This window comes from Vibrio sinus (genome assembly GCF_023634645.1).
In the GTDB taxonomy this organism is placed as follows: Bacteria; Pseudomonadota; Gammaproteobacteria; order Enterobacterales; family Vibrionaceae; genus Vibrio; species Vibrio sinus.
Genome location: NZ_JAMKMR010000013.1, coordinates 133,541 through 147,295 on the forward strand (window position 1 = coordinate 133,541; position 13,755 = coordinate 147,295).

A 13,755-nucleotide genomic window follows, 5' to 3' on the forward strand; every position below is an offset into this window, starting at 1 on the left:
TGACAATGACTACAGTTCTTCGACGTTTACGCCAACCGTTACCGCTCCAATGACTTGACCTGATGCAGGATCAGTAATGGCGTAGCTCACCTGTGATTGAAACATTTGTGTTGATTCATCTTCTTCGACTTCACTAATGTGGTAGGCGTTTGGCCCCACTTTATAGGTCTTTTTCCATTTCGCTTCATCGCCTTGCCAGTAGTCTGAGGTTACGGCGCTTTGCGCGACATTGAGTCCTTTATCGTCCATGACAAAAATCTCGGTAATGGCTCCGTCACTGGCTTCTTGCATGCCGACTAATTTCTTGGATGTTGGACTAGACAGTTTTTCCTCAATGAGTGGGGCGCTGCTCTGTCCAACTTGTGCACGCCATTCTTTATCCAGAGCGATAATCTGATCTTCAGTTAAGTTTTGGTTGGCAATATTTTGTGCTTTCACCGCAGCAATGATGTCTGGGTCAGAAGCTATGGTCTTCACCTGCCCATTGGCATAACCCTGTAGTGCAGCTTCATATTCATTTGCAAAGATATTAAAAGACAAACTCAGCGTGGCAATGAGTACAAGTAGGTGTTTCATTGATGGATCCCTCTTTCATGATGGTAATAAATTGACTATAAAATCAGCGTAGGCAACAAATTTTATATATGTGAGCTAATTGAATGGTTTTTTTCTTAAATGTGATAAGGGGAGGCTAATGGCTATTGACTTGCGATAACTTATTTTGCCAAAAGAAAACTGTGTTGCGAGCAGCACGTCAATGATGTGTTATCTAGTACATGCTTATCTACAATTCGGCCGACATCACTCTGCCACTAAAATACTCGTTTGACACAATGTATTCAGTATTACGAATCAACTCATCTTGGAATTGCGCCCAATGAAAATGTTGGCCGTTTGACGTGGGCCTTAGAGCGGGTACGACACCACCGACACGTATATTAAAAGGTGTGAGTTCACGAGCCCAGCTTTGTGTAAAACCAGCAATCATAGAAGTGACGTTTTCGAATCCTGATAAATCTTGACACGCTTCCATCGACACCACATTGACAATCACACCTTTTTTATTGTCGGTACGCATTCGCTCGGCGGTGGCTTGACCGAAAGTGAAAAGGGTTGATGCCATAACAGCCATAGCTTGGGTAAATAGATCGGGTGACGCATTACCCATCAGCTTGGGTACAGGACATCCTGGCCAGTTGTTGACCAGCACATCAGGCGAGCTATCAAACGTTTCATTAACAAAGTCGAATAGGTCATCAATAGCGCTTCTTGAGTAGTCTTGCATATGATAGTAGTTCACTCGATCGGAGATGCTTTGGCATCGCTCATAACTGCTGGTCAATCGAGGTAAGCTTTGGTCACATAGAATGATGTTAGCCCCCAATTCACAAAAGTGGGCGGCAAGTGTTTCCCCTAGCGTAGAGCCAGCAGAGGTAATAACGACATTTGCACTTTGTATATTCATTCTAATATGCCTCCAACTCTAGTGATAAATTTGTAACTAGAGTGAAAATGTCCACAAAGAATGGTTGAATAGTTGTGATTTAGTTGTGAATAAGTTCAAACTTTCGTTTAGTGGAAAAAGTATCAATGGTATTTGTGCTCTAATTCACACATCATATACTTCCTGTATTAAATTGTTTCTTGGTGAATGATTGGCGTTATACGTTGATATTCAATTGATCTTTGCGAGAAGCAACAAGCAACTGACTGTAAAGATCGGTTGGAAGTGACTGCGGCAGCTCTTTTTTGGCATGCTTCCTGCGCTCATGACCCGATAAATTATGGTATACCTCTTCCGGCAACCCTCCGGTATCTTCAGTTTGATAAAGCAGCGCTTCGGGTAGCAAATAATGATGGAGTTTAGTGTTGAGTATTCCACCTTGATGAAATGCTTGCGACTGCATCGCAGATACAGGATACGAATCCTCATTCGAAACCAGAGCTTGGGGAGCGGCAAGGTGAAATCTTGCTCTTAATAGAGACTCTGTGTCTGCTTTGGCTGAGATTTTTTCAACAGGAGTATTGTCTCTAACATCTTCAGAGAACATCGCCACCAATAACGAAAAATCGGATCTACGTCCAGCTTGAACAGCGTGGTTTATAGACGAGCCTATAGTCAGTTCGTTAATGATGTCGGTTTTATCCAAAGTATGTACTTGCATATTTTCTCCTGCTGAACAACTTGTTAGCGGAAAAACAAACAATAACTTTAGAACTTTCTTGCTAACGAAAGCCAATGAATTCACTCTGTTGAGGAATTTAATCAGTTTCAATTTGAAGTAAATAAACGTAAATTAGCTCGCTATTACTTATTAGAACCGCATACTCTAAGGGGTAAACTGACCGAGGTTAGGTAAAGTATGAAAGCGCTTTTGGTTGGACTATTGATGCTAGTAACACTTATGTTAAGTGGTTGCGTCATGGTTCCTGGGCCCGTTGTTGTAAGGCCCGTTCCCAGGGTAGTCGTACTTTAGAGCAGTTGTTCAGATTGTAAAGCCAATTCATCCTGAGTCGTTATATGCGATCCACAGTCATTTGAATCCATAATGTGTGTATACCAAATGGCTGACAGAATATTTACTAATCGAACACTGTTTTTATGATAAAGTTCGACGTTCTATATTGATAAAAATGTAGGTAAAACATGAAGAAACTATTAGCAGGCGTTGTCATTGGGGTGACATTTCTATTGAGTGGCTGCGTAATGGCGCCACCACCGCCAGCAAGAACGGTGGTCGTAAAACCTGCTCCAAGAGCAGTCATCGTTCGACCGGTGCGCCGAGTTGTGGTGATTTAGGGACCTACTAGAGCCGGTTAAATACCGCAATATGGAAATACAAAAAAAGCCTGCGTTTGCAGGCTTTTCAATGTAAACATTAGCTAAAGCGGATAGATTACTTAGCTAGGTTCTCTGCCACGAATGCCCAGTTTACTAGAGCCCAGAAGCCATTCATGTAATCAGGACGAACGTTGCGGTAATCGATGTAGTACGCGTGTTCCCACAGGTCAACAGTAAGAAGCGGTGTTACGCCTTCTTCAGTGAGTGGTGTTGCCGCGTTAGATGTATTAACGATATCAAGAGAGCCGTCTGCTTTCTTAACCAACCAAGTCCAAGAAGAACCAAAGTTGTTAATTGCAGAATCAGTAAATTTTGCTTTGAACTCTTCGAATGAACCGAATGCCGCATTAATTGCATCTGCAACGGCACCTGTTGGCGCTCCGCCAGCATTTGGTGCAAGGCAGTGCCAGTAGAAAGTGTGGTTCCAAATTTGCGCTGCGTTGTTAAATACGCCACCAGTAGAAGTTTTGATGATTTCTTCTAACGTTTTACCTTCAAACTCAGTACCTGGAATTAGGCCGTTAAGCTTAACTACGTAAGTATTGTGGTGTTTGCCGTGGTGGTAGTCTAGAGTTTCAGCGGAAATGTGAGGTTCTAAAGCGTCTTTTGCGTAAGGAAGAGCGGGTAGTTCAAATGCCATTGCTCGATTCTCCATGTATGATGAAAGAGTAAGTACTTTCAATTGCTTCTAAAAATTGTTTTTATTGAGTCGGTGTCGCTGACTTTGGCTACAGTTTAGCAAGTTTTTACTTTATTAAAAGAGTAAAGCAAGCAAAAGTCGCCACCGAGTGGTGATTATACGGAGCCAGTTGGGCAACTTTCAATATAATCAATCAGATAAATCACTTATATGGCTTAGATCATTTGGTATGCTGCGAAGTGGTTGATGGCATAAACGGTACTGAAATAAAACCCATATTGAATCTATGCTTTTTATTCTTGTCTAATGGTTTAAAATAGCAGGATTAGGTGTCGTCCATTCGTATAATGAGGAAGCAATGGAAACTATAGATAAAATTAAACAGCAAATAGCAGAAAACCCAATTCTTTTGTACATGAAAGGTTCTCCTAAATTGCCAAGTTGTGGTTTTTCTTCTCAAGCGTCTCAAGCACTAATGGCTTGTGGTGAGAAGTTTGCTTATGTTGATATTCTACAAAACCCTGATATTCGCGCAGAGCTTCCTGCATATGCACAGTGGCCAACGTTTCCACAACTTTGGGTTGACGGTGAACTGATTGGTGGTTGTGACATCATCTTAGAGATGTACCAAAAAGGTGAACTTCAACCTTTGGTGAAAGAAGCTGCAGCGAATACTGAGGAAGATGCAGATTAATACTGTATAAAATTACAGTTTTTCTTGTTTTAGGGCTACAATTTCAATATTGTAGCCCTAATTATTTATGCCTAATCCATTCCAATGACTCGACTTTTTATCGCTGAGAAACCCAGTCTAGGCCGTGCAATTGCAGCGGCACTTCCCAACCCACAGAAAAAGGATCAAGGCTTTATTCGTTGTGGTAATGGTGATGTTGTCACTTGGTGTATTGGCCACCTTTTAGAACAAGTTGAGCCCGATGCGTATGATGAGCGCTATAAAAAATGGAATATTAGCGATTTACCGATTATCCCTCAGCAGTGGCAACTTAGGCCTCGCAAGGCTTCGAGCAAACAGCTGACGGTCATCCGCAAGCTCCTTAAGCAATCATCCACTATTGTTCATGCTGGTGATCCTGATAGGGAAGGGCAGCTATTGGTCGATGAAGTTCTGGATTACTGCAAGGTGAGTAAAAGTAAAAAAGAGACGACGCAGCGGCTATTGATTAGCGATCTCAACTTACCAGCGGTGAAAAGAGCGTTGAATACGATGCGAAGCAATCGAGACTTTATTCCACTGTCCATCTCTGCACTAGCGCGCTCAAGAGCAGATTGGCTATATGGTATGAATATGTCGCGTGCATTTACGTTGCTGGGCCAGAAAGCGGGCTATCAAGGAGTACTTTCGGTAGGAAGAGTGCAGACACCTGTTCTGGGTTTGGTTGTGCGCCGGGATGAAGAAATCGAAAATTTTATCCCTAAAGATTATTTTACCTTGCATGCTCTGATTCCCTATCAAGACGCACGTGTTAGTTTTGATATCAGAGCGAAATGGAAACCTAGTGAAGCGTGTAGGCCATGGCAAGATGAGGAAGGGCGAGTCCTGAACCGCAAGTTAGTTGAAAACGTGGCCAGTCGTATTGCTGATCAACCTGCTACTGTTGTGGAATCTGAGCATAAGAAAACCAAGCAAGCGCCACCGTTACCCTATTCTCTGTCAGCTTTGCAAATTGATGCTGCAAAGCAATGTAACATGAGCGCTCAGCAAGTACTTGATACCTGCCAGTCTTTGTATGAAAAACATAAGCTTATCACCTATCCACGTTCAGATTGTCGCTACTTACCTAAAGAACACTTTTCTCAAGCTTCTGCGATAGTGAGTGCCATCTTTAGTAACTCACACGAGTTATCTCAGTCAGGTAAAGAGGCCGATGTAAATTTGAAGTCTAAGGCATGGAACGACAGCAAAGTCGATGCCCACCATGCGATTATTCCTACTGCAAAAACTAAATCGGTAGACACGCTGACGCCTAGAGAAGCAAAAGTCTACCAGTTGATCGCGCGTCAATACTTAATGCAGTTCTTTCCTGCTGCCGTTTATTCGGAAGGTAAATTGATATTCGATATCGCTGGTGGCATGTTCGTCGCCAAAGGAAAGCAGTTATTTTCTTCCGGATGGCGAGTGCTATTAGTCCAAACAATGGATGAGAGAAACGACAATATTGATAACGTTCCTGCCATCGAAAAAGGGACACAGCTGATTTGTCGTGAAGGTGAAATTAAAGATTGTAAGACGGAGCCCCCTCGACACTTTTCTGAGTCTACTTTGCTCCAGGCCATGACTGGGATTGCAAGATATGTTGAAGATAAAGAGCTCAAAAAGATACTTCGAGACACCGATGGGTTAGGTACAGAGGCGACGCGTGCAGGGATCTTAGACACCCTTTTTAAACGACAATTGTTGAGCCGTGAAGGCAAGTCGATCGTTAGTACGCCAGCAGGACGAGGGTTAGTGCATGCATTACCAATAGAGTCGACACTGCCTGATTTAACGGCGCATTGGGAGCATCAATTGCAAGCCATGAGTGAAAAAGGCCAGCCTTACCAGCCTTTTATGGATAAGCTTGTAGAGAGAGTGACAGAATTAATGACTCAAGCTAAAACGGGGCCCCTGCCTGAGTCGTTACGTCATTTGCCGCAAGTAAAACGGCCAGCGTTTAAAAAGAAGCGGCGAGCAAGGCGTCCAAGCAAAACAAGTTAACGCTACTACCAAGGAATGGCTGAACCATCAAAGTTAATGAATTGACCAGAGTTTTCAGTGGTTGCTGAATCTATCACTTGCGCTAAACCTTCGACCGAACGTTCAGTACTAATTAGCGCATTGGGGCCGCCCATTTTGGTTTGGACCCAGCCTGGGTGCAGTGCCAGTACGATAATCCCTTCTGGGGCAAGATCGATGCTTAGGCTTTTAACAACAGAGTTGAGCGCGGCTTTTGACGAGCGGTATATATAACCTCGTCCTGAAGTATTGTCTGTCATGCTACCCACTTTTGATGACAAGCAAGCAATCTTTTTGACCTGCCCTTTCCTTAAAAGTGGCAGTAAGGTTTCCACAATTTTCAGTGGAGCAATGGTATTGGTCTCTAATACTTTGCGCCATTCTTCGATGTCTGTCTCCCCGAGAGAATAGCCAGATGGGCCGTAGTACCCGGCATTATTGATGAGCAAATCAATGGGTGGAAGCTGTGCTGTGAGGTTTGATAGGCCATGATAATCTGTGACGTCAAGGCAGTGACAGGTCAATGATGCGTTGGCCTGTTCTAGTGATAATAATTCCCTAGCGGACTGTTCATTTCGGTAAGTCGCATGGACTTGCCATCCATTATCTAGATACCATTTGGCCAGCGTCAAGCCGATACCGCGACCAGCTCCAGTGATAAATACAAGGCTCATATTTTCGCTCTTACTCTTTGAAGTGGAAGGCTTATTGTGCGCGTAGCGCAAAGCAAAATCAATCATTGAAAGAGGCGTGAGCTACCGATAGCATGTCGCTATTATAGAGCTGTGCTATGTGTTTAAATGACATGATTCCATTGATTTATCATTCTATCTACTCTGATCTACCTTTACCAAACGGGCATCGCTACCCGATCAACAAATATCGACTGCTATACGAAGAAATTGTTGTACAAATGAATCACGATGAATGGAAAAAGCGGTTCCGATTTGTGCAGCCTGAAGCGATAAGTGAAGAGCAGATCACACAAGTACATGCGAAAGAGTACGTATCCCATTTGTTGGATGGCTCTATGCCGCTAAGCAAAATGCGCAGGATCGGTTTTCCCTGGAGTGAAAGGCTGATTGAGAGGACATTAACCTCTGCGGGTGGAACGTGTTTGACCGCTGAGCTGGCTTTGGAGAGTGGTGTCGCGATTCATTTGAGCGGCGGTTATCATCATGCTCATAAAGAATTTGGTAGTGGTTTTTGTTTATTTAATGATTTAGTGCTGGCAGCAGAGCAAGCGTTGAAAAATGAGCATGTTGATAAAGTATTGGTCATAGACAGTGATGTTCATCAAGGTGATGGCACCGCGACGCTTTGTGAAGGGCGTACAGATATCGTGACCGTGTCTTTTCATTGCGAGAAAAATTTCCCCGCACGTAAAGTTCACTCTGATATCGATATCGCGTTGCCCAGGGAGGTGGGCGATCGTGAATTTTTAGATCATTTTACTTCCGTGGTAGAGACTTCAGTGAATATCCATCAGCCAGACTTGATTCTTTACGACGCGGGGGTAGATATCCACATTGATGATGAATTAGGCTATTTCAATGTTTCGACAGATGCTATTTACCAACGAGATAGGTTTATGTTGGACTTAGCACGAGAGAAAAGCCTCCCGTTAGCTTGTGTAGTCGGGGGAGGTTATCGAGATAATCACGCCGATCTCGTTCTTCCTCATATGCAGCTAATAAAGGCTGCTCTCAATTCTGTGTCTCCAGATACAAGGTAGCTTGGGTATAAATACGACTTTTGGATAATGGTGACTAAGTCTTCAGGATGGGAGAGCCATACTTGGTAACATGGCTGCGCCATTATGAACTATCTTGTAATAGTACAAGTAGCCGAGGGTCAAGCCATGCAATCAAATCCAATCGTCTGGTTCGAAATCTACGTTGATGATATCACCAGAGCAAAACAATTTTATGAGACGGTACTTAACGTGAGTTTAGAAGCCCTACAAAATCCGACCAATATGGCGTTAGAGATGTGGGGTTTTCCTAGTAACCAAGACGGGTACGGGGCAACTGGAGCGTTAGTCAAAATGAAAGATATTCCCGCTGGTGGAAACAGCACATTAGTCTATTTTTCCTGCGAAGATTGCAGTGTTGAAGCAAGTCGTGTCGAAGCTGCTGGCGGTGTATTGCAAGCGGGTAAGTTTCCTATTGGCGAACACGGGTTTATCGCCATTGCGACTGATACCGAAGGTAATACAATCGGTTTGCACTCCATGACATGAAGTAGAGAAGCTCTATCAATGCTGGAGCCAAACTTGGGAGTTTGGCTTTTTTATCGGTAGACGAAAGGATAATCCATGCAACATCGAATTCGAGCAGCAGGGGTGCTTATCTCGGGAGAGAAGATCTTATTGCTCAAAGTGTGCGACCACTCTGGTGAATACTGGATTTTGCCTGGTGGTGGCTTGGAAAAAGGCGATCGTAGTACCAAGCAAGCACTGCAACGGGAGTTTGAAGAAGAGACAGGGCTGTCAGTGAAAGTGGGTGAGCTAATTTGCGTCAGTGAATTTGTGGAGACAAAAGCAGGCCGATACAACGCACAGTTTTTTTACCATATTTGTCGCTACTCTGGTGAACCTCACCTAGAAAACTTAGTTGGCTTAAATGACGAAGACTTCATTAAGGCAGTGGAGTGGGTCGCGGTTGATCAGTTAACTCATTTACGCCTTTATCCTAAGGGATTAGACACAACAGTGATGGACATTTTGAAGGAGCAAAATTTCTCTACTCATTTAGGTTGTTATATTCAGGGTGAGAATGATGAAGTGAACTATTTATAGTTTTTGTACCTTAAGATACTTCAAGATGCAGAGCCAATTTACGAAAAAATAGCCCACAGCTCAGCTGCAGGCCAGCGCTAATATTAGCGATTACCCTAATTGAAGAGGCGGGTAAAATGTCAGTTGGCTAAATACAGCATTCTTATGTATTAAAAATGCTGTGCTATGAGTACTAATGAAGACCTCATAGCGATAGCTTATCTATAATTGTAAATTCATCTAGTGTAGCAATCACTGAAATATATTGGGTGATTACTTAAGTAATCGCGATTATATTAGTTACTATTTGCTGATGTCAAATGATTCAGCGCATTAGCGATTTTTGATAATAGGTTGATTAATAGGTATTATTTCGAGGCTAAAAATTAGTATTGACGCCTTACCCAGTTTGTTGAAATAAACATGCTGGGCTTGTCTAGAGTAATAATGATAATTGGGTAGAGTTAAATGGGTTCTAAGTGCAAAACTATGGCCGAGCGTTTTTTGTGGGCATTAGAGCAAAAAGGTATCTCGCAAAGGGAGCTAGCCCGAAGGCTAAACACCAATCCTGTATTTCTTAGCAAGCTTGGCACGGGGAAGTCCAAGAAAACGCGTATGGTGGTCGATATTGCTCTAGCGCTTGATGTGACACCTGAGTGGCTTGAATATGGTATCGAAAATAATCGTAGTGAATCCTACATAGGAATTGAGCAAATATATAGCGCCAATCAAACCTTTATTGAGAGGCTTATCGAAAAAATAGAAGCGTCACATTTATCTGTCGACAATATTCACAGTAGAACTTTGATCGCGAAAGAATCGATTGAACAGCTTTTGTCTGGCCAATATACACTCACGCTAGTTGAATCTTTGCTGCTGTGTGAGCTTTTTAAATGCTCTATATATGACATGGTATGTAAACCAAACACGACGTCGTCTATCCCATTAATAGGTGGCACGGATATCATCAAAAATATCATAGCTCCAGTTGCCCAAATGGAGGCTGACTTTGCTAGTGGTATCGAAAACATGGTGGGCATCTTGAATGACGGCTCGTTTTCAGGCCGCTATATTGACAAGGGCAAAGTGGTTATTGTGGATGCTGAGGTGAAAGCGCACAATATTCAAAGTGGAGATTCATGCTTGTTCTTGGTCAATGGAAAAATCGATATTGGTATTAATACCGCCTCTCAAGTGCGAAGCTTAAATTTCTTTTCAGATGTTTTTGAACTATCAGAGGTAGTGATTATCGGCAAAGTCGCCTTCTTGGAGCTCAACCCCACAACATCAAATACAACTCACTTACTCAAAAGAGATAAAGAGCGGTTTATCCAAGCCATCAAAAAAATTATTCCAGATGGGACATTAGAAGTAAGCTTTGCCTAAATTTTTTCAGTATGAAACATTGTTAGGTTAACAAAAAAGAGGCATTAGCCTCCTTCTTGTTATCATGATTACGCCTTATAAAGATTATTCTCTTGTTTGTAATTAATTTCCCATTTAAATGGAGAGAAGTTGGTATGGCTATCCAAGGTATCGCTTTGCTCAGCACGTTTGAACCAGTTAATGACAGGCTTAGTCACGATTGGGTACATTATGGTTTCATACACGACCTTGGTGCTGAATGAGAACATTAGGAAATGCAGCATACTCGACAGGGGCCAAATGCCGTAGAAGGCAATTAAGCAAAATAATCCAGTATCCACCATTTCCGATACCAGTAGTGAGCGGAACATTCGTTGGAATAGATAGCCCTGGCCTTTCTTGACTTTCACTTTTTGAAATACATAGCTTGAAATCATAAATGAGAACAAGAAGGTGATTGATGATGCTACATAGGTTCGGATCATTCTGCCAAACACCAGAGCATAGGACTCTTGTAAATGCCAAAACTTAGAAGGTGGCAATATGATCACAAGCCATATGGCAAATGTGAAAAACATCATCGAGAAAAATGCACTCCAAACGACCCTCCTAGAATATTGAAATCCATATACATCGGTAATGACGTAATCAAATAGGTATGTAAAAGGGTAGATAAACATACCACCAGTAATGGTAAAACCGAAGAGAGAAACGAGCTTACTTGATAATATATTGCTGATTATCATGACTAAAACTAGGGCGATCGAAAGCGGTAGTATGTATTTGTACTCTTGTTTTCGTACAACATAGTCAATTCGATCTGTGTCGAAGCATCCTCTCGCTCGGCCGGCGAAATAAGCCGACTTGCCGTCGACTTGATTGAGAATTTCAGGATTAGAATCAATTAACTCTTGAGTCAGTAGTATTTTTTGGCCGTTAATATCTATGTATTGTTGCATTGTTTTCTTATATCAACTCGGATGAAGAGGTTATTTGCATAGAACCAAATAGGTGTAAGGGGCGACGGAATATTCATCTAGATAGGGCTGATTATCTGCTTGCTCGCCAAGTGGCTGGTGAATCTTTTGCATTTGGAAGCCCAGTTTTTCGCATTCAGATTGAATGGTTTCTACCGTCCAATAGGTGTCTTCTACTACGAGATCCACAAGTTTTAACTTCACTTTAAACTTGTCACCCTCGACAGATGGAGGGGGTGTTACGCCCCCAACACTGGCGTAGTTGGCGGTTGAAAGCGAATGGTTACCATGAACGATGAATAGAAAACCTCCAGGTTTTAGGGAGTGATAACAACGTGCGAGTTCAGAACGCATCGACGCTAATGAGTCGAAATGGAAAAACCTTAAAAAAGAGAAGATAGAATCGTATGGTTGAGATGGAAAGTGCTCAGCACTAGTATTATTTGCGAAAACGGGAATATCTGGGTATTGCGTTTGAAATTTTTCTATCGCGCTACCATCGAATTCGCAGCGATGTATGCTGCTACAAAGGTCTTTAATGGTGGCAATTGATCGTACGTTTCCACAACCTAGATCTAACGCTTTGCCAGGTTGTAGGCTTAGTTCAGATAATAGCTTTTGAACATCTCGAAACGCTAAAAAACCGGTGCCTGCGATGGGGCCTTGAGAATATTTATGTACTTCCTGCTCTGTAAATTCAATCACGATAACCTTCCACTGCTGCCAACAAAATGTACCAAGTTACCTAGCTCTGAATTCAGTATTTTAAGGTAACTTGATATAGCGCGAGATTATAGCCTTAGAACGGTTCTGGGTGCATATAAGATCAAGGCAAGGAAGGCTATGGAAACATAGTTTTCATTTTTTAAAGATATTCAGAGGGCTTCCGGCTCGTACTTATTTTGCAATGAGTAACTTCTTGAGAATGCCTGAGAGCTGCTCTTGTTCTTGCTCATTAAGTGGTGCCAGCATAGACTCCATGTTTGCAACATGCTTTATCAGTATTTCATCCATCAGTGTTACTCCGTCAGGTGTTAGAGTCACTTGACAGCTTCTTCGATCTTCAGCGCTTGCGGTACGGCTCACCAAACCTCGTCTGACGAGTGACTCCAAGCGTGTGCTCATTGCGCCAGATGAGAGCATGACTTCTTGATACAGCTCTGTTGGCGTTAAAGAGGTTTGATTGCGCCTTAACGTCGCCAAAATATCAAATTCAACCGCGCTAATAGAGTAAAGCTTAAACACACGACCGAGTTGCTTCATCCATATGGAGCTAACCTTATTTAACCGGCCAACGACCGCCATACTTGAATAGTCTACGTCAGGTCTGGCCGCATGCCACTGGGCCACAATCTTATCTACGTGATCTTTCATCTCGATCCCCTTACCAATTTATCTTTTCAAAAAGATACTTGATCAAATTCCAAAACTCCATTACTTTTTAAAAAGTATCTTTCTAAAAAGTTAAATAATGAGTTGGGATGTAAGTTTTGATGAATTCAGAAAAAATAGCCTTACTAGCGATTACTGCTATTGCACCATTGGTTTGGGGGAGTAGCTACATTGTTGCCAGTCATTGGTTACCGAGTGATAGCCCATTGTTTACCGCGCTTGTTCGCGCACTGCCTTCAGGGCTTCTATTGGTTTTAGCCACGCGAGTGATACCAAAAGGTATATGGTGGGGACGCATTGCATTGTTGGGCTTGCTGAACATTGGACTGTTCTTCTATGGCCTCTTTTTCGCCGCGATGCATTTACCAGGAGGGATGGCCGCGTTAGTGATGTCCTGCCAACCCTTGATTGTCATTTTTCTTAGCCGTTTGATGTTATCTACACCAATACATAAGAATCATATTATTGCGGCGTTTGTGGGTTTAGCTGGTATTGGGCTGTTGGTCCTTAAAAGTAACGCCTCACTTGATTGGCAGGGAGTAGCGATAGGACTCATTGGCACGACCAGCATGGCTTTTGGTCTGGTGCTAACTAAAAAATGGGGTAGGCCAAATTATATGGGTGTGTTGGCTTTTACTGGCTGGCAGCTGGTTTTTGGTGGACTGATATTATTGCCTATCGCATTGTTGGTAGAGGGTGTGCCGAAATCGTTGAGCACAACTAACCTACTTGGCTACAGCTATTTGGTCTTGTTCGGGACGATTATGTGTTATTTGCTGTGGTTTCGGGGATTAGAAAAGCTAGCCGTGACATCTGTATCGTTTTTGGGCTTCATGACCAGTATTTCTGCCTGCATTCTTGGTTATGTATTTCTTGGAGAAACGCTAAACAGTATGCAGATGCTTGGGGCGCTGGGGATATTGTTGGCGATTACCCTATCTAATAGGCCCGTCAAAACCAAACGATCAAGCCACGACGAGCGTTTGGTTGGCGCTGCTGAATAAAAAACTCCGCCAATATGGCGGA

16 protein-coding genes are annotated in these 13,755 nt (G+C 42.8%); 8 read left to right on the forward strand and 8 right to left on the reverse strand.

The window, feature by feature from the left end; genetic code table 11:
* Positions 1-9: 9 nt before the first annotated feature.
* The 3 genes from M9194_RS14495 to M9194_RS14505 form a co-directional block, all read right to left on the reverse strand.
* A complete protein-coding gene (locus M9194_RS14495; protein WP_250613398.1) occupies positions 10-576 on the reverse strand; it encodes a hypothetical protein in 567 nt (188 codons plus the stop codon).
* Between the two features lie 208 nt (positions 577-784).
* Complete coding sequence (locus M9194_RS14500) at positions 785-1,465, reverse strand: SDR family oxidoreductase (RefSeq protein WP_250613399.1); 681 nt, start codon at positions 1,463-1,465, stop codon at positions 785-787.
* A 196-nt stretch (positions 1,466-1,661) separates the two neighbouring features.
* Entirely contained in the window at positions 1,662-2,165 is a 504-nt protein-coding gene (locus M9194_RS14505) for a VC2046/SO_2500 family protein (RefSeq protein WP_250613400.1), read from the reverse strand.
* Between the two features lie 482 nt (positions 2,166-2,647).
* On the opposite strand from M9194_RS14505, the gene M9194_RS14510 reads away from it, so the two are divergent.
* Positions 2,648-2,800, forward strand: coding sequence for a hypothetical protein (locus M9194_RS14510; protein ID WP_250613401.1), 153 nt, complete (start codon positions 2,648-2,650; stop codon positions 2,798-2,800).
* A gap of 97 nt (positions 2,801-2,897) precedes the next feature.
* On the opposite strand, the gene sodB is transcribed toward M9194_RS14510, so the two are convergent.
* Positions 2,898-3,482, reverse strand: coding sequence for a superoxide dismutase [Fe] (gene sodB, locus M9194_RS14515; RefSeq protein WP_250613402.1), 585 nt, complete (start codon positions 3,480-3,482; stop codon positions 2,898-2,900).
* Between the two features lie 358 nt (positions 3,483-3,840).
* Between sodB and M9194_RS14520 the strand changes: the two genes are divergently transcribed.
* Positions 3,841-4,176 carry a Grx4 family monothiol glutaredoxin gene (locus M9194_RS14520; protein WP_250613403.1) on the forward strand — a complete coding sequence of 112 codons (336 nt, stop codon included), beginning with the start codon at positions 3,841-3,843 and terminating at the stop codon, positions 4,174-4,176.
* Between the two features lie 84 nt (positions 4,177-4,260).
* Positions 4,261-6,198: a DNA topoisomerase III gene (locus M9194_RS14525; protein WP_250613404.1), complete on the forward strand. Its 1,938-nt coding sequence runs from the start codon at positions 4,261-4,263 to the stop codon at positions 6,196-6,198.
* Positions 6,199-6,203: 5 nt separating this feature from the next.
* Here the strand turns inward: M9194_RS14525 and M9194_RS14530 are convergent, their stop codons facing one another.
* On the reverse strand, positions 6,204-6,890 hold the full coding sequence (locus M9194_RS14530; protein WP_250613405.1) for an SDR family oxidoreductase: 687 nt from the start codon (positions 6,888-6,890) through the stop codon (positions 6,204-6,206).
* 131 nt (positions 6,891-7,021) lie between these two features.
* On the opposite strand from M9194_RS14530, the gene M9194_RS14535 reads away from it, so the two are divergent.
* The 4 genes from M9194_RS14535 (at position 7,022) to M9194_RS14550 (ending at position 10,381) form a co-directional block, all read left to right on the forward strand.
* Complete coding sequence (locus M9194_RS14535) at positions 7,022-7,951, forward strand: histone deacetylase family protein (RefSeq protein WP_250613416.1); 930 nt, start codon at positions 7,022-7,024, stop codon at positions 7,949-7,951.
* Between the two features lie 126 nt (positions 7,952-8,077).
* Positions 8,078-8,458 (forward strand): VOC family protein, encoded by a 381-nt coding sequence (locus M9194_RS14540; protein ID WP_250613406.1) that lies wholly within the window; start codon positions 8,078-8,080, stop codon positions 8,456-8,458.
* A gap of 75 nt (positions 8,459-8,533) precedes the next feature.
* A complete protein-coding gene (locus M9194_RS14545; protein ID WP_250613407.1) occupies positions 8,534-9,016 on the forward strand; it encodes an NUDIX domain-containing protein in 483 nt (160 codons plus the stop codon).
* A gap of 468 nt (positions 9,017-9,484) precedes the next feature.
* Entirely contained in the window at positions 9,485-10,381 is an 897-nt protein-coding gene (locus tag M9194_RS14550; RefSeq protein WP_250613408.1) for a helix-turn-helix domain-containing protein, read from the forward strand.
* Between the two features lie 68 nt (positions 10,382-10,449).
* On the opposite strand, the gene M9194_RS14555 is transcribed toward M9194_RS14550, so the two are convergent.
* The 3 genes from M9194_RS14555 to M9194_RS14565 form a co-directional block, all read right to left on the reverse strand.
* Entirely contained in the window at positions 10,450-11,319 is an 870-nt protein-coding gene (locus tag M9194_RS14555; RefSeq protein WP_250613409.1) for a queuosine precursor transporter, read from the reverse strand.
* 30 nt (positions 11,320-11,349) lie between these two features.
* Positions 11,350-12,042 (reverse strand): class I SAM-dependent methyltransferase, encoded by a 693-nt coding sequence (locus tag M9194_RS14560; protein WP_250613410.1) that lies wholly within the window; start codon positions 12,040-12,042, stop codon positions 11,350-11,352.
* A gap of 192 nt (positions 12,043-12,234) precedes the next feature.
* On the reverse strand, positions 12,235-12,711 hold the full coding sequence (locus tag M9194_RS14565; protein WP_250613411.1) for a MarR family winged helix-turn-helix transcriptional regulator: 477 nt from the start codon (positions 12,709-12,711) through the stop codon (positions 12,235-12,237).
* A 119-nt stretch (positions 12,712-12,830) separates the two neighbouring features.
* Here M9194_RS14565 and M9194_RS14570 point away from each other — a divergent pair, with 119 nt between their 5' ends.
* Positions 12,831-13,733: an EamA family transporter gene (locus M9194_RS14570; protein WP_250613412.1), complete on the forward strand. Its 903-nt coding sequence runs from the start codon at positions 12,831-12,833 to the stop codon at positions 13,731-13,733.
* The last annotated feature ends 22 nt before the right edge of the window (positions 13,734-13,755 follow it).